Here is a 15,779-nt window from a genome sequence, read left to right on the forward strand (position 1 = left end):
ATAATTGCACTTATTATTCCACGCATTCTAGGAAATTCCCTACGATATTCAGAGTTGAGAATTGTTTGGCAAATCGGGATTAATACTTCGATGATTTTACACGGATTTACAATTCTCTTTTCATTTATTAACTCGTTATTTACTTTCCTCGAATTTCGTGAAACCAAAAAGTGGAATTTACTTTGGCTAATCTTAAGTCTTATTCCCTTTTTATATTGGACTTATTGGTTAACTTATATCTCTTTCTTCCTGAACAATGAATATTGATTGATAAAATACAAAATCATTCTTACGTTCTTCCCGAAAAGTGTATTTTTAGGCAAAATTTTTTAGTAATGATCTACGGAATCGATACGCTTGGATATCAAGATGTTTTGGCAATAGCAAAAAATCCATCGCTTGCAAAACTCAGTGAAAAATCAAAAGAACAAATTATAAGATCGCAAAAGAATGTTCAAAAAATTGTAGCTTCTGACAGGACGGTTTACGGTATCAATACAGGATTCGGACCGCTTTGCGACACCAAAATATCAGAATCGGAAACAGCGCAACTTCAGCACAACCTCATCATTTCTCACGCCGTTGGTGTTGGAAAACCGATTGATAAGAATATTTCAAAAATAATGATGATTGCCAAGGTTCACGCTTTGTCAAAAGGATTTTCGGGTGTTTCTTTGGACGTGATAGAGCGATTGATATTGATGTTGGAGAAAGACATTATTCCTGTTGTTCCGGAGCAAGGTTCTGTTGGAGCCTCGGGAGATCTGGCGCCTTTGGCACATTTGGTTTTGCCACTTTTGGGATTAGGCCAGGTTTGGGAAAATGATAAAACGGTTGAAACAGCTATAGTTTTAGAAAAGCACAATATTCAACCTTTGAAACTTGGTCCAAAAGAAGGTTTGGGATTGATCAATGGAACGCAATTCATCCTCGCTCACGCCATCGTTGGATTATCAAAATTTGAATATCTTTTGGATCTGGCCGACTTGACTGCGGCAATGAGCCTTGAAGCTTATCGAGGTTCTGCAAGTCCTTTCAAAAAAGAATTGCACGACATTCGTCCGTTTGACGGAAGCCGAAAAGTGGCAGAAAGAATGCGAAACTTCCTGAAGGATTCCGACAATCTTAAGTCCCACGAATTCTGCGACCGCGTTCAGGATCCATATTCTATGAGATGTGTACCGCAAGTTCACGGCGCCAGCAGAAATGCCTTCGAACATTTGAAACAAATGGCAGACACAGAACTGAATTCTGTAACCGACAATCCAATCATTCTGAGTGCAGAAGAATCCATCTCAGGCGGGAATTTCCACGGACAATTGATGGCTTTGCCTCTGGATTATTGTTCATTGGCAGCAGCTGAACTTGGAAATATCTCTGACCGAAGAAGTTATCTTTTGTTGGAAGGAAAATATGGTTTACCTAAGTTATTAGTAGAAAGTTCTGGACTCAATTCCGGCTTTATGATTCCGCAATATACAAGTGCAGCGTTGGTTACAGAGAACAAAACGCTTTGTTTCCCTGCTTCTGCAGATTCTATACCGACAAGTTTAGGTCAGGAAGATCACGTTTCTATGGGAAGTATTTCGGGAAGAAAATTCAATCAAATTCTTGGAAATCTTGAAAATATTTTGGCGATTGAATTGATGTTTGGCGCTCAAGGTCTGGAATTCAGAAGACCTGCAGTTTGCTCAGAAATTGTTGAGAAGAATTATGCAATTATTCGTTCTGTCGTTCCGAAATTGGAAAATGACCGATTGATTGGTGAGGATATTTTGAAAATTGCCGAGTTGATCAGAGAAAGAAAACTAATTGTCAATTAAAAAGTCTTCGACTCCGCTCAGACTGACACGTTTTTCTTATTTGATAAATCCTACTGAGCGGAGTCAAGCACATTTAATCATCTTTTATATTAATGAACATCCTTCACACCACTTCCGAAAACCAAGATTTCCAAAATCTCGTAAAACAGCTTGACGCTTATCTCGCCATAATAGATGGTGATGAACACGGTTTTTATGATCAATACAACAAAATTGATTCGCTAAAAAACTGTATCGTCATTTTTGATAATGATGAGACCGTTGCTTGTGGCGCAATAAAAGCTTTTGATGAAAAATCGATGGAAGTCAAAAGAATGTTCACGCTTCCGGAGGAACGAGGAAAAGGTTTGGCTTCTGCTATTTTAAAAGAATTAGAAACTTGGACTAAAGAATTAGGTTACGAAAAAACAATTCTCGAAACGGGGAAAAGACAAACCGAAGCGGTTGCACTTTATCAAAAATGTGGTTATAAAGTTATCCCAAATTATGGTCAATATGCAGGCGTGGAAAACAGCGTTTGCTTTGAGAAAACTTTATAATCAATCCCCAAACTGATAGTCCAAAGGCAACATTTTTGAAATATTCTGTCTGGAGAAATCGCCTTCTAAGATCAACAGATCAGGTTCAGAAATATTGCCTTCCGGAAAGATCTCGAATTGCATAGCTTCCGGATGCACGAATGATGATTGCGTTACCACGCCAGAAGATCTCACAAATTCGCCCTTCTTGACCTCGTAATAATATTTCTGATAATTGACCTGAAGCAGATCTTCAAAATCTAAGAACAAGCGTTCATCTTGACGCTTCGTAAATTCTGACTCTTTCATTTTGGTTTTCAGGATGGCCATCAGAAATTCGGAGTTTTTATTTTTCTTTTGCGCAATCGCTTCCAACTCATCGGTCCAAGGCAAGGTCGAGTTTTGTGTTTTCTTAATGGCAAAATGATCGTTAAGTCTCTGCAATTCGGCTTCAGAAGGATATTCTGGGTTTGGGATCCGCTTGGCGTGATTGACGATGAAACCTTCCTTTTCCAGTTCGTTTTGATAGAGACTTCTCAAAAAATGCATCACACTACCTTTGTAAGCATTCATCCGATTGAGAGTGATCTTCTTTCTGAAACTGGTCTCTTTGAAGAATGATGTTCCCAGATAACTTGTACTTTTCGCTTTGAAGTCCGCTTGGAAATTGATCAGATTATATTGGATCGTGTAACCCAATTTCTTATTTTCTATGACCAACGTTTGTGGTGCTTTCACTTTCAGAAATTGATTTTTCTTGTCGTAAGAAAACTTAAGCGTCCGTTGGTTTTTGATTCTCACATCATCCCTATCAAATCCAATAAACTGGTCTAGGAAATAATTAATAAAATCTTTGTAAGCCTGCTCTGTATATGGAATGATAACGACTTCCTCGATTTCACTGACGGGATTGATGATGACTTTCACAGATTTCCCAATTGCCTTTTCTAATGGAAAGATGCTGGTCTCATAATTATCTTTTTGAAAGATGATATTTCCACTTTTCTGTCCCTGTACATCCAACTGAAAATTTCCGTCGCCATTGGAAACCGACGATACCTTTGTTCCATCCAGGTACACATTCACATTCGAAATGGCTGAACCACTTTCCGTTTGTATTTTCCCCGAAATGGTTTGGGAATAGAGAAAGAGAGTTCCAAAGAAGAATATTAAGAATTGTAAAAACCTCACGTGATATATTTTGAACTCCGAATTTAATAAATAAAAAAAGGATTTCGTCGAAATATGCATTAAACCACAATAGTCACAAAAGTTGTCGTGCGTTTTAAGTCATTCGAAAGTTTAAATAAGGAAAATTTCCTTTTTCGCTACTTTGTAAAACCATCCATAAAGTACTGAAATTCAATAAATTGTACTTGATTGCCTTCACGGAGTGGTTGTACGCCTCAACAGAGCGGTTGTTCGTCTTCACTGAGTGGTTGATTGCTTCAACTAAGTACTTGATTACCCCAACTAAATGCTTGAACGCCCCAACTAAACGGTTGTTCGTCTAAACAAAATGCTTAGTTGTCATAACTAACAGGTTGAAAATCTCAACAAAACAGTTTCGTGTCTTATCGGAATGGTTTTCCGAATTTTCTTAATACTCATCCTATTTTTATCGAAGTCATACTCAATGAACCGCCAATCAAAGAATCATTGAATAACGAAAGTTGTTCTGATCTATCTTTCAGTCCGAGATTATAGATCAATGGCAGATAATGGTCGGGCGTTGGAACGGCGTATTGCAAAAATGTGCCTTGTTTTTGATAATCGATGAGTTTTTGGAAATCACCATCCAAAAGCCAATTGTTGGTTTTTTCTCTCGCTTCTATCGCCCAATCCCAGCCAGCGCCTACAGTGTCAATGTTTTTCCAGTCGATCAATCTGAGGTTATGAACGATGTTTCCACTTCCAATAATTAGAATTCCTTTTTCTCGTAGTTTGGACAATTTCTTAGCTAAGTCAAAATGATATTGTGGTGGTTTTGTGTAATCAATACTCAACTGAATGACCGGAATATCAGCATCAGGATAAAGATGCCGAAGAACCGACCACGCGCCGTGATCCAATCCCCAATTGTGGTCTTCTTCCACCAAAACAGGAGACAACAATTCTGCAGTTTCCTTCGCCAATTCTGTATTTCCTTTTGCGGGATACTGAACATCAAATAAGGCTTGCGGAAAACCTCCAAAATCGTGGATGGTCTTCGGAAGTTCCATCGCTGTGACAAATGTGCCGTTGGTAAACCAATGCGCAGAAATACAAATGATGGCATTCGGTTTCGGAATCTCTTTGCTGATATTTCTAAATCCTTGCACAAAAATATTTTCTTCGATGGCGTTCATAGGAGAGCCGTGTCCAAGGAAAAGGACGGGCATTTTTTGTGTGGTTTTGAAGTTATCGGAGATGTTGGAAAGGTCGTTGATGTTCATTTTTTTTGTAAAAAGTAAAATGTATTGATGTAAAATGTATTTTCAAATCATTTTTTCACCCCAACCCTAAAGGGAGAAAATAATTTGAAAATTTGATTAAAATTACTCCCTTGAGGGTTGGGAAAATAATTTTAATTAAATTTTTCTCGCAGATTTGGCTGATTTAAGCAGATTTTTATTGACACAATATTGTCATTCCGTAGGAATCTAAACTGTCGAGATGACTTCGTAAACCATTTCGTTAGGTTTCCTGTGGAAGAGCAAATTTCGTGTTTTTGACAAAGCTTGTTTTTATGTCGAATCTGCAGCCCGACTTGAGTGGAGCTCTTTTTGTCATTGCGATTGTAGAAAATTCCTATTGATTGCTTTCCGTCTATCGCAATGGCAAAAAAGCGGGAACGGAAGGCGGAAAAGCTGCCCAAATCATTACAATTGAAATCAAAAAAGCGTGAACAAAGTTGCCTTTGTTCACACTTTAAAAAACTCAAACTATAAAAATACTATGATGTATTATTGCTTTACGAACTGCAGTTCTCCTGCAATTTTCACGTCTTCGCTCACCATCACACCGCCTGTTTCCAAGGCTGCGTTCCAAGTCAAACCGAAGTCGCTTCTTTTGATTTTTCCTTCGAATGAGAAACCTGCTTTGGTGTTGCCCCAAGGGTCAGAATTGATTCCGCCGAAGTCCACGTCCAAAGTGATTTCTTTGGTAACGCCGTTCAATGTTAGGTTTCCAGTCACATCGCCGTTCAAAGTGGAAGCTTCGAAAGTGATTTTCGGGTTGGCTTCTGCGTTGAAGAAATCTGCAGATTTCAGGTGATTGTCTCTGTCTGTATTGTTGGTGAAGATAGAATCTGTGTCGATGAAAGCGGAAACTTTTGCGCTTGCGAACGTGTCATCTTCTGCGTCGATCTCTGCGTTGAAAGTTGTGAATTCTCCTTTCACGTTGGAAATCATCAGGTGTTTTACTTTGAAAGTGATTTCGCTATGCGTTGGGTCTAATAACCATTTAGTTGCCATAATTTTTAATATTTTGTTGATTAATTATAGTGCAAATTTATAGCGCCGAGCTCCGCCTCACATTGATGTAAGTTAAGAATTACTTTTTTGTGAATTTTTTAACGATTGCCTTGTTTCGGCACAAAGATTTCTGTGTTGAGAACAATGAAAAAACTTTCCTTCCTATTCCTATTTTCCACCGTGTTTTATTTTTCCCAGAAGAGCGATTCTGTGGCTTTGATTTCGGAAGTTAAAATTGATGCTTACAAAAAACCGGTTTCATTTATTGCCTCTACCAAATCCGTTTCTGTGGTTTCGGAAAATCTGCTTTCTCAGAATCCGCCAGACCGTTTGCTGGAATCTGTGAACCAAATCGCTGGTGCGAGAATGGAAGAACGTTCGCCGGGAAGTTATCGGATTGCGGTGCGAGGCAGTTCCTTGCGTTCGCCTTTTGGTGTTCGGAATGTGAAAGTTTATTTGGATGATTTTATTTTGTCCGATGCTTCTGGGAATACTTATTTTAATCAGATTTCGCCGGATTTAATTCATAAAATCGAGATTTACAAAGGTCCGGAAAGTGGTGATTTTGGTGCGGTGACTGGTGGAACTTTGTTGCTTCAAACTCAGAATTCTGATGACTTATCCTTAAATCTTTCGTCTGGAAGTTATGGGACTTTTAATGAAAGTATTAATTTTTCAAAGCAATTAGGAAAGCACTTTTTTCAGGTTTATCAAAATTATTACAGAACAGATTCTTACCGAGAACAATCGGCGGTTGAGCGAAAACAGATTTTCATCAAAGATAATTTCAAATATTCTGACAAAGGCGAACTGAAGGCGATGCTACTCTTCTCCGATTTGGATTATGAAACGCCTGGCGGACTGACTTTGGCACAAATGGACGCCAACAGAAAACAAGCCAGACCAGCTACCGCAACGCTTCCAGGAGCGAAAGAACAAAATGCAGGAATTCGAAATAAAATGATTTTGGCCGGACTGTCCAATCAATATCAATTGACGAACGGACTTTCGCATTTTGTTTTGGTTCAAGGTTCTTATGTAGATTTTGAAAATCCTTTTATCACCAATTTTGAAAACCGATTTGAAAGCAATTATGCCTTGAGAACGCATTTCAATTATGAGAAAAATTGGGACAGAGTTTCTGCCGAATGGCGATTGGGTTACGAAGGTGCGACCAATCCAATTTATATTAAAAACTTTAATAATAATCTTGGAACAGAAGGCAATCCTCAGAATTTTGATAAGCTGAGAAACAATTCCGGATTCTATTTTCTGTCGCAGAAATTGAATTTTAATGAGCGGTTGTTTACTGATATTTCCATTAGTTTAAATTCGAATTCTTACAAATGGGAAAAGATTTTCCCGACTTCTGAAACTGGAAATGTGAAGTTCAAAAACCAATGGTTGCCCAATTTTGGGATGACCTATGTTTTGGACAAAGGATTTTCTGTGAGAGGGAAAATCGGGAAAGGAAATTCGGCGCCGACGAATGAGGAGATTCGCTCTTCCAATCAGGAATTCAACCTCAATCTCGTTCCGGAATATGGCTGGAATAAGGAAATTGGCGTGCGGAAACAATTTGGGAATACGGTTTTTGTGGAACTGAATTATTTTGATTTCCGAATGAAAGATGCGATTGTTCGAAGACAGAATGACGCCGGACAGGAATATTTTGTGAATCAGGGAAACACGGTTCAGAAAGGTTGGGAATTTCTCTTGGAATCGAAAAGATTTGATTTGAAGAATGAGATTTTGAGTCATTTCAAATTCAGATTTTCGGGAAGCCTTTATGATTTTAAATTTAAAAATTATGTTCAGGGAACTTCGGACTTTTCAGGAAATGCTTTGACCGGCGTTCCAAAAACCACCATCAACAGTTTGCTGAATTTTACGTTCTTTAAAAAATTATCTATAGATTATTCTCAATTTTTGACTTCAAAAATTCCTTTGACGGACGCGAATTCTGTTTGGTCCGAACCTAGTTTGGTTTCGAACATTCAATTCCGATATCCTATTAAATTCGAAAAATCAAGGCTGGATTTGTTTTTCCAAATTCAGAATTTGTACAATGAGGACTATGTTTTGGGATTTGACATTAATGCTTTTGGAAACCGGTTTTACAATCCGTCGGCAAAACGGAATTTTGTGGTGGGCGCAAATATTCAATTGTAAAATTTAAAATTTCTCAGTCAAATATTTCCAATAACGTTTCGGAACGTGCTGAACGTGGAGTTTGATATTTTTTCGTTCCTTGATATTGGTCTTCGTGAAATAACTTTTCCAAAGTTCCTGATAATTAATCTCTTCCTCGTGGAATTTCTGCTGATATTGATTCAGATTGAATGATGAATCCGGGTAGAAAAATTCGCAATTCTCTAAGTCATAAAACAATCCGTAATGGCGTTTGAGGTCATAAATCATCCATTTTTGGTCGGCGTATCGGTCTTTGAAATGTTTGCGAATCAAAGGCAGAACATCAAAATCAGGGTCGATTTTGGCGAAATAAATATCGTCCTTCATTTTCTCAAACCTGACGAATGCTGTCATCCGATGTCTTTCTCTACTTACTGATTTACAGATTTTTGAGATTTGAAGAATGTCATCGTTGGCGAAATTCTGCAAGACATTATCATCCGGACTTTTAATCGATTGCTTGATGGCAGAAAATATTAAATCTTCAGATTCCGGAAGTTCTGAGAGAAAAACCATCAGCAATTGTTTGATGCCGGATTTTCCAATGCTTGTTTCTAATTTCTTTAGAACGCGGTCAGATTTTTCGTTTTGCGTCACAACCTCGTGCATTTCGGCGAACATATTTTCCTGCTGGAATCTTTCTCTGTTTCGGATTTCCACGTCTTTATACTTGTATTCAAAAACTTCGAATACTGTGGTTAAAAGTCCGTCGAAACTGCCGTCGTAGAGGAGGGTTACCAATTATTTATTGCAATCTTTAGTTGAGTTTTCAATTTTACTTTTATCAAATCCTAGAGCAAGTGCTTTTGCAAAGTTTTCGCAAGCTTCCTTTTTTTTATTTTGATTTTGTAGAATTTCTCCTTTTGTTACATAAGCAATCGTATATTTTGAATCGATTGAAATAGATTTTTCTATATCATTTAGTGCCTCTGTATACTTTTTTTGAGTGTTATAAATGTCTGCTCGATTATTATATAATATTTCATCATTTGGATATTGATTGATGAGATTAGAAAAATCATTTAACGCTTCATCTATCTTTCCTTGATGTTTTTTTATAAGAGCAAGACTCACAAAAGCCTCGATTGATTTAGGATTTATTTTGATTGCTTTCTCTACATCTTTGATTGCCAAATCATATTTTCCCTGCTTATCATAAACTTTCGCCCTATTAGTTAAAGCTTTATCATTGTTTGGTTCTAATTCCAGCGCTTTATTATAATCAGTCAAACTCTCATCAAGCTTATTCATATTAAAATATAAAAAGCCTCGATTCAGATAGGGAAATACATACGAATTATCATACTGTATCGCTTTATTCAAGTAAATAAGAGCTTCATCGTATTTATTCATTCTTCGGACAATCATTCCCAAATTTGAATAATGTTGTGCAAGCTTAAGAGGATTTTTTTCCTTTGCTATAAATTCTTTTGTGAGTTTTTCAGCACAATGATAATCTTTTTCATTCAAACATTTTTTTATTTCAGGAGAAGATGATTGAGCAGTTAAAATTCCGAAAAACAGAATCGATAAATAAGTAAAAATTGATTTCATAGTTTTTTCTGTAAAGATAATATTTAAAACAAAGTCAACTGCTGTGAAAACTGATTCTGAAATTTAAAACTAAAAATATCTCGGAACATCTCGACTTCCGTGGAACACTCTTACAATTCGGATATGATTGTCCAAAATCCTGTAGAAAATGAGATGATGGTCTTTTGGAAAGCTGTACAAACCTATTTTTATTTCATTTCGCGTTTTCCCTAATTCTGGATTTGTAAGCAAACTTTGAAAAACGTCTTCAATCTCAGTGAGATATTTTTCCGCTTGTTCAAATCCAAATTCATTCATCGTATAATCGAAAATATCTTCCAAATCTTCATTAGCAATTTCTGATAGAATATAGAATTCTTTAGACATTGCTATTATCTTTCTTCTTGGATTTGATGATTTCTTTTATCGACCTTGAACTTGAATTACCATCCCAACCTTTCTCAATTTCATTTCTCAAATCCTGAATTATGCGATGGCGATAAACTTCGTGGAGACGCAAAGCATCACGTACAACCTCGCTGGCATTCTGAAAATCTCCAGACTCTATCTGTTCGGAAATATAATTTTCCTGCTTTTTTGTGAAACTGACATTCATTTTAAATTCTTTCCTCGAAATTACAATTAATATCCAAATTTAGCAAATATGGACATAATAAAAAATAATTCTTTTATAATTTGAAAAGCAATATTATTTCCTGTTTCTCAGGCTGAGACTCTCGAAGCCCAATATTTAAAACAAAGTCAACTGCTGGGAAAATTGATTTTGGAATTTGGATTGACTTCCGCCGATAATTAATTTTCTCAAATTCAAATCGGTCAAATGTTTCAAGAATGGATTGCCGTAACTGAAATCTATGAAATATTTCGCACGATTGACAGCTGCACCTAACTTTTTCAAATTATCAATATTCAAAACCTGGAAACGTCTGGAGCTAACAATCTTCATCGCCGTTTTCACACCAATTCCCGGAATTCTGAGAATCATTTTATAATCCGCCGTTTGAAGATTGACTGGAAATTGGTCTAAGTGACGCAATGCCCAACTTAATTTAGGGTCCACTTCCAAATCCAGAAACGGCATATTGGAATCCAAAATCTCATCCGCTTTGAAACCATAGAAACGCATCAACCAATCGGATTGATACAAACGATTTTCCCTCAAAACAGGCACTTCCGCCGTGATTGCTGGCAAGCGATTGTCCGACGTGACAGGAATATAACCCGAATAATAGACGCGTTTCATTCCGTAATTTTGGTAGAAATGGTCGGCGACTTTGATGATTTGCAAATCGTTTTCGTTGGTTGCGCCTACAATCATTTGTGTAGATTGTCCTGCTGGAGCAAACTTCGGAACGCTTTTGATGATTTTCTTCTCGTCTTTGTATTGTTGAATTCCTTTTTGAACGATTCGCATTGGTTGCAGCATATCTTCCCGATTTTTATCAGGCGCCAAAAGTTTGAGGCCAGATTCAGTCGGAATTTCTAGGTTTACGGAAAGTCGGTCTGCGTAAAGTGCGGCTTCCTGCATCAGAATATCACTTGCTCCAGGAATTGATTTGAGGTGAATGTAACCGTTGAAGTTATGTTCGTTTCTTAATTTTTTCGCGACACGAACCAAACGTTCCATCGTCGTATCCGCATCTTTGAAAATCCCGGAACTCAGGAACAAACCTTCGATGTAATTCCGACGGTAAAAACTGATGGTCAAATCCACCACTTCTTCCACCGTGAAGGCGGCGCGTTTGATGTCATTCGATTTTCTGGAAACGCAGTAGATGCAATCGTAAATGCAGTGATTGGTCAAAAGGATTTTGAGAAGCGAAACACATCGCCCATCCTCCGTATAAGTGTGACAAATTCCACTGGCAGAACTATCGCCCAATCCCCCATTATTTTTCCTTTTTCCGCCACTTGATGAGCAGGAAACGTCGTACTTGGCAGCATCGGCAAGTATTTCCAGTTTTTCTTTTGTGCGGTCGAAGTTCATATTTTTGGGGGATTTTATTTAGAAGAATTAGGCTCTAAATTTACGTCAAAAATAAGTCCAATTAATTACAATTTTGATAGTTTTTGTCAATTAAGTTACTATTATAATTATTGATAATAATGTTTAGATAATCAAAGTTCATTCTTTATTTCTTTAATGAGTTCTTGAATTTTTTGTCTTTCGTATATTTCCAAATCATCACAATTTGTAAAAGACATGTCTTCCAATTCTTGTATTTGACTCATAAATAGATTTTTAAATTTATTTACACCAATATTAAATCCATTTTTAATATCATTAGATTTTTTAAAATAAAAAGTATCTTTTTCACTTGAAGAATATTCGGATTCCAAATCTTGCGCTAATGAATTATAATAATTAATCGTTTCTTCTAATTCAAATTTTCTAGACGTGAAAATTCTATATTGATTTGCAATCCAATCATTAACTAAAAATCCTGAAAATTTTTCTTGAAACTCCTTTTTAATTTGTTCTTCTGGCAAATCACGTAATTTAATTTCATATTCAAAATCTTCTAATTTAGAATAATAGTTATCCAATGCATTAACTTGTAATATTTTTTCAAAAATTGCGTATAATAAATATATTAGAATTGAGATTTTTATTATCTCAACTTTGTATTCAATAGAAATGTTGTAAATAAAATAAAATGACGAGGAATTAATAATAATACTTAAAATTATCAATAAGAAAATAATCCTATTTTCTGATTTTTGTTTATGACTTTGTATCGTTGGAGGTGAACTAACGTTATTATTTAAATATAAATAGAAGCTCATTATGCAACCCAAAATATATGCAATAAAAAATATTATAGCATATGTTAATAGCTTCCAATCCTTTGTTAATGGAGAAAAAAACAGATATAAATTCAACAGTAAGCCTAAGGGAAACGAAACAAACAAACTTAAAATTTGATAATTATCGAGATTTTCATTCTTAATTACTTTCAGATGTTTAAAATTTTTAAGATTGGGAAACAAATAATAGAAAAAACTTCCATTTATAAAAAGCATATTAAATAAAAATGCAATCAAACAAACCGTTAGTGGTAAATTATCAAATTCAAATATAGAATCAATAAGTAAAAATTCTATACATCCAAATAATTTGTAGGCTGTGAGAATAACAAGTGAATATAAGACATAAGAAGTTATACCAGACTCTCTTTTTCTTTGTAAATTTCTATCAATTAATTTGCTCAAAAATTCTTTCATTATGTTGTTTTTTTAGTCTTTAGATTATTTTACGTAGCAAACAAATATACAAACCAATCCTCAAAAATCTCCCAAAATCCTTATCTTTACAAACATAAAATTTTACTATGAACCATCAACCGGTTGAAGGTTTTTCCAAATTGTCAAAACAGGGAAAAATCGATTGGCTAATCAAAGAATATCTCGACGGAAACAAAGAACACGAAACGGTTCTCACTCAATATTGGAACGAAAATCCAGACCTGCAAAAACTGCACGACGAATTCTCGGAAAACACAATTTCCAATTTCTTTATGCCTTACGGAATTGCTCCAAACTTCCTGATTGACGGAAAACTTTTGGCTCTTCCAATGGCCGTTGAAGAAAGTTCTGTAGTGGCTGCAGCGAGTAAAGCGGCAAAATTCTGGATTGACAAAGGTGGTTTCAAAACAACGATTATCAATACAGAAAAACTGGGTCACACGCATTTTATCTTCAAGACCGAAGCTCATAAACTTCTTCATTTTTTCAATTTTAAACTGAAGAAAAAATTGTTGGAGGCCACGGAAGATATTACCAAAAATATGCGCAACCGAGGTGGCGGAATTCTGAATATCAAGCTCATCGACAAAACGGCTGAGCTGGAAGATTATTTCCAATTGAAAGCGAGTTTTGATACCGTGGATTCTATGGGCGCGAATTTCATTAATTCTTGTCTGGAACAATTCGGAAAAACTTTGAAAGAAGAAGTTGCCAACGAGGAAAGTTTCTCTCAGGAAGAAAAGGATTCGTTGCAAATCGTGATGAATATCCTTTCCAATTACACGCCGGATTGCATTGTAAGAGCCGAAGTTTCCTGCAAAATTGAAGATTTGAAGGATGATAGTGGCATCTCCAACGAAGAATTTGCGTGGAAATTCAAACGTGCGGTGACGATTGCAGAAATCGAACCTTACAGAGCGACGACGCACAACAAAGGGATTATGAATGGTGTCGATGCAGTAGTTATCGCGACTGGAAATGATTTCCGAGCGACGGAAGCTTGTGCACACGCTTATGCTGCGCGAAACGGGAAGTATTCTTCGCTGACACATTGCACCACGGACAATGGGATTTTCAGATTTTGGATTGACTTGCCAATTTCGGTTGGTGTGGTTGGCGGATTGACGAATCTTCATCCGTTGGTGAAATTCTCATTGGCTCTTCTTGGAAAACCATCTGCTCAGGAATTGATGAGTATTTTGGCGGTTTCCGGATTGGCGCAGAATTTTGGAGCGCTTCGTTCTTTGGTGACGACAGGAATCCAGAAAGGTCATATGAAAATGCACCTTTTCAACATTTTGAATCAATTTGGTGCGACAGAAGAGGAGAAACAGCATTTTGTGACCTACTTCAAAGACAAGACGGTGAGCCATCACGAGGTGATTTCGGAGTTGGAAAAATTGAGAAATAAATAGATTTATGTTTGGACTCGCATTATCAGCATTAATCTTGATTTTCGGAATATTTCTGAAAACGACAAACAATCCCGGATTCGCAAGTTCGAAGCGGTTTTCTTGGCTGTTCATTATCTTGGGAATCATCACATTGGTTGGGGAAATTGTTATTTTAAATCAAAAAGGGGAATTATAAATTGTAGAAACCGTCAGTCATTGCAGTATTAAAAATTAGGTAAAATAAATGTGGTATATCTTCGACAATTCTAATTCAATTGGTAAAAAAGGTTCTGAAGGAGGAATTATTCTTTCAGACTTTGAAAATAGCAATGGTGCGAGAATAACAATTGAACAAGATGGCAACATTGCATCTTTTTCTGTAACAATCGGAATTTACAACCTGATGTTTCACACTTATTTTTGTAGTTCCGAACAAGAAGCGATTTCTTTTAGAGAAGAAACTATAGAAAAAATTGATAACATATTTAACTTATTGAAAGTAGATAACGAAAATAGAAATGAAGAATGGGAAATTAATTTAAATCATAAAATAGAAGAAATTTGTAAAAATTAAATTATGAAAAACTTAACTCTGATCATCGGCGGAATCTACGGTTTATTGTCCGTAGTTCTTGGTGCATTTGGCGCGCACGCCTTCAAAAAAATATTATCAATCGAAAGACTGGAAAGCTTTGAAACGGGTGTTCGTTATCAAATGTATGCGGCGTTTTTCCTTTTGATTGTAGGTTATATTCTAAAATTCGAAACGACTTCTGAGAAATGGATTTCCATCTTGATGATCGCGGGAACTTTTATATTTTCTGTGAGCATTTATTGCCTGGCTTTTCAGGATGTTTGGGGCGTTAATCTTAAATTCCTTGGACCAATCACACCTCTTGGCGGATTGTTTATGATCATCAGTTGGGGAATGTTGATCTGGTATTTTGCCAAGGCTAAATTTTAAATGAAACTATTAGTTTTTCTTTTTTTAGTTCTTTCTTTTGGCTTTATTAAAGGCCAGAAAATACATTCTATTTATGTATTAATTAAAAAAGAAAAATTTGCAAATCATTATAAAAATTACATTGAACGTGACAGCTTAGTCTTGTACAAAGATTCTACCTTTAGAAAGGAAAATCATTATAGTGGGTTCGATGAAATTGACAAAAGTATTCTATTTGGCAAATGGAAATTTTCTAAAAAATCACTACAGTTAATAATTCAAAAAAGAGAAGATTCTTTTAGAATAACAATGTTAAATGAAACTCAAATCATCAATAGAAGCCAATTAAGGAAATATAAAAAATCAAATCAATAAATGTTCTTCATCTTCGGAATCAAAACCAAACTCGTGGGAAAAGAAGACCGTAAAGTCTTGAAAAATGGCTTTATGGCGAATGCTATTGTGTCGGTCTACAAAAATTATTTCGAGTTGTTTTTCATTCCGATTTTTCCGTTCAGTAAGAAATACAGCATTTACATTCCGCATTCGGATGAGTATTATGAGACCGGATTTGGCTCTTCGAATATGCCGAAAGAATATCTGGAACTTTGTAAAGAAGTTGGAAGGAACTACTGAAAACCCAAGCTGTGTGA

At 36.0% G+C, this 15,779-nt stretch carries 17 protein-coding genes; 8 read left to right on the forward strand and 9 right to left on the reverse strand.

Translation table 11 applies throughout. The features are described from left to right. The first annotated feature begins 335 nt into the window (after positions 1-335). Both hutH and PQ459_00205 read left to right on the forward strand, forming a co-directional pair. Complete coding sequence (gene hutH / locus PQ459_00200) at positions 336-1,823, forward strand: histidine ammonia-lyase (GenBank protein WDF46915.1); 1,488 nt, start codon at positions 336-338, stop codon at positions 1,821-1,823. Between the two features lie 92 nt (positions 1,824-1,915). Further along, positions 1,916-2,362, forward strand: coding sequence for a GNAT family N-acetyltransferase (locus PQ459_00205; protein ID WDF46916.1), 447 nt, complete (start codon positions 1,916-1,918; stop codon positions 2,360-2,362). On the opposite strand, the gene PQ459_00210 is transcribed toward PQ459_00205, so the two are convergent. From PQ459_00210 to PQ459_00220, 3 genes are all read right to left on the reverse strand, one after another. Next, positions 2,363-3,532: a hypothetical protein gene (locus tag PQ459_00210; protein ID WDF46917.1), complete on the reverse strand. Its 1,170-nt coding sequence runs from the start codon at positions 3,530-3,532 to the stop codon at positions 2,363-2,365. 416 nt (positions 3,533-3,948) lie between these two features. Next, positions 3,949-4,776 carry a 4,5-DOPA dioxygenase extradiol gene (gene ygiD, locus PQ459_00215; protein WDF46918.1) on the reverse strand — a complete coding sequence of 276 codons (828 nt, stop codon included), beginning with the start codon at positions 4,774-4,776 and terminating at the stop codon, positions 3,949-3,951. Between the two features lie 510 nt (positions 4,777-5,286). Beyond that, positions 5,287-5,796, reverse strand: coding sequence for a YceI family protein (locus PQ459_00220; protein WDF46919.1), 510 nt, complete (start codon positions 5,794-5,796; stop codon positions 5,287-5,289). 144 nt (positions 5,797-5,940) lie between these two features. Between PQ459_00220 and PQ459_00225 the strand changes: the two genes are divergently transcribed. Further along, positions 5,941-7,968 carry a TonB-dependent receptor gene (locus PQ459_00225; protein WDF46920.1) on the forward strand — a complete coding sequence of 676 codons (2,028 nt, stop codon included), beginning with the start codon at positions 5,941-5,943 and terminating at the stop codon, positions 7,966-7,968. Between the two features lie 3 nt (positions 7,969-7,971). Here the strand turns inward: PQ459_00225 and PQ459_00230 are convergent, their stop codons facing one another. The 6 genes from PQ459_00230 to PQ459_00255 all read right to left on the reverse strand — a co-directional run bounded on the left by PQ459_00230 (position 7,972) and on the right by PQ459_00255 (position 12,768). Beyond that, on the reverse strand, positions 7,972-8,730 hold the full coding sequence (locus tag PQ459_00230; protein WDF46921.1) for a TIGR03915 family putative DNA repair protein: 759 nt from the start codon (positions 8,728-8,730) through the stop codon (positions 7,972-7,974). After that, positions 8,731-9,543: a tetratricopeptide repeat protein gene (locus PQ459_00235; protein ID WDF46922.1), complete on the reverse strand. Its 813-nt coding sequence runs from the start codon at positions 9,541-9,543 to the stop codon at positions 8,731-8,733. 69 nt (positions 9,544-9,612) lie between these two features. Then, positions 9,613-9,909: a type II toxin-antitoxin system RelE/ParE family toxin gene (locus tag PQ459_00240; GenBank protein ID WDF46923.1), complete on the reverse strand. Its 297-nt coding sequence runs from the start codon at positions 9,907-9,909 to the stop codon at positions 9,613-9,615. Next, positions 9,902-10,138, reverse strand: coding sequence for a type II toxin-antitoxin system ParD family antitoxin (locus PQ459_00245; protein WDF46924.1), 237 nt, complete (start codon positions 10,136-10,138; stop codon positions 9,902-9,904). Before PQ459_00245 ends, PQ459_00240 begins: the two co-directional genes overlap by 8 nt. 135 nt (positions 10,139-10,273) lie before the next feature. Next, a complete protein-coding gene (locus tag PQ459_00250) occupies positions 10,274-11,530 on the reverse strand; it encodes a putative DNA modification/repair radical SAM protein (GenBank protein ID WDF46925.1) in 1,257 nt (418 codons plus the stop codon). Positions 11,531-11,661: 131 nt separating this feature from the next. Beyond that, on the reverse strand, positions 11,662-12,768 hold the full coding sequence (locus tag PQ459_00255) for a hypothetical protein (GenBank protein ID WDF46926.1): 1,107 nt from the start codon (positions 12,766-12,768) through the stop codon (positions 11,662-11,664). Positions 12,769-12,875: 107 nt separating this feature from the next. On the opposite strand from PQ459_00255, the gene PQ459_00260 reads away from it, so the two are divergent. The 5 genes from PQ459_00260 (at position 12,876) to PQ459_00280 (ending at position 15,762) form a co-directional block, all read left to right on the forward strand. Further along, positions 12,876-14,204: a hydroxymethylglutaryl-CoA reductase, degradative gene (locus PQ459_00260; GenBank protein ID WDF46927.1), complete on the forward strand. Its 1,329-nt coding sequence runs from the start codon at positions 12,876-12,878 to the stop codon at positions 14,202-14,204. 223 nt (positions 14,205-14,427) lie between these two features. After that, positions 14,428-14,757, forward strand: coding sequence for a hypothetical protein (locus PQ459_00265; GenBank protein ID WDF46928.1), 330 nt, complete (start codon positions 14,428-14,430; stop codon positions 14,755-14,757). Between the two features lie 3 nt (positions 14,758-14,760). Then, complete coding sequence (locus PQ459_00270) at positions 14,761-15,147, forward strand: DUF423 domain-containing protein (protein ID WDF46929.1); 387 nt, start codon at positions 14,761-14,763, stop codon at positions 15,145-15,147. Beyond that, on the forward strand, positions 15,148-15,501 hold the full coding sequence (locus tag PQ459_00275; protein WDF46930.1) for a hypothetical protein: 354 nt from the start codon (positions 15,148-15,150) through the stop codon (positions 15,499-15,501). Continuing rightward, a complete protein-coding gene (locus tag PQ459_00280) occupies positions 15,502-15,762 on the forward strand; it encodes a hypothetical protein (protein ID WDF46931.1) in 261 nt (86 codons plus the stop codon). Positions 15,763-15,779 lie beyond the last annotated feature (17 nt).

Source organism: Chryseobacterium sp. KACC 21268 (genome assembly GCA_028736075.1).
Taxonomy (GTDB): domain Bacteria; phylum Bacteroidota; class Bacteroidia; order Flavobacteriales; family Weeksellaceae; genus Epilithonimonas.

Coding starts and splice junctions, on each gene's coding strand:
- hutH (WDF46915.1), top strand. CDS start 336: ATGATCTACGGAATCGATACGCTTGGATATCAAGATGTTTTGGCAATA.
- PQ459_00205 (WDF46916.1), top strand. CDS start 1,916: ATGAACATCCTTCACACCACTTCCGAAAACCAAGATTTCCAAAATCTC.
- ygiD (WDF46918.1), bottom strand. CDS start 4,776: ATGAACATCAACGACCTTTCCAACATCTCCGATAACTTCAAAACCACA.
- PQ459_00220 (WDF46919.1), bottom strand. CDS start 5,796: ATGGCAACTAAATGGTTATTAGACCCAACGCATAGCGAAATCACTTTC.
- PQ459_00225 (WDF46920.1), top strand. CDS start 5,941: ATGAAAAAACTTTCCTTCCTATTCCTATTTTCCACCGTGTTTTATTTT.
- PQ459_00235 (WDF46922.1), bottom strand. CDS start 9,543: ATGAAATCAATTTTTACTTATTTATCGATTCTGTTTTTCGGAATTTTA.
- PQ459_00240 (WDF46923.1), bottom strand. CDS start 9,909: ATGTCTAAAGAATTCTATATTCTATCAGAAATTGCTAATGAAGATTTG.
- PQ459_00245 (WDF46924.1), bottom strand. CDS start 10,138: ATGAATGTCAGTTTCACAAAAAAGCAGGAAAATTATATTTCCGAACAG.
- PQ459_00250 (WDF46925.1), bottom strand. CDS start 11,530: ATGAACTTCGACCGCACAAAAGAAAAACTGGAAATACTTGCCGATGCT.
- PQ459_00255 (WDF46926.1), bottom strand. CDS start 12,768: ATGAAAGAATTTTTGAGCAAATTAATTGATAGAAATTTACAAAGAAAA.
- PQ459_00260 (WDF46927.1), top strand. CDS start 12,876: ATGAACCATCAACCGGTTGAAGGTTTTTCCAAATTGTCAAAACAGGGA.
- PQ459_00265 (WDF46928.1), top strand. CDS start 14,428: ATGTGGTATATCTTCGACAATTCTAATTCAATTGGTAAAAAAGGTTCT.
- PQ459_00270 (WDF46929.1), top strand. CDS start 14,761: ATGAAAAACTTAACTCTGATCATCGGCGGAATCTACGGTTTATTGTCC.
- PQ459_00275 (WDF46930.1), top strand. CDS start 15,148: ATGAAACTATTAGTTTTTCTTTTTTTAGTTCTTTCTTTTGGCTTTATT.
- PQ459_00280 (WDF46931.1), top strand. CDS start 15,502: ATGTTCTTCATCTTCGGAATCAAAACCAAACTCGTGGGAAAAGAAGAC.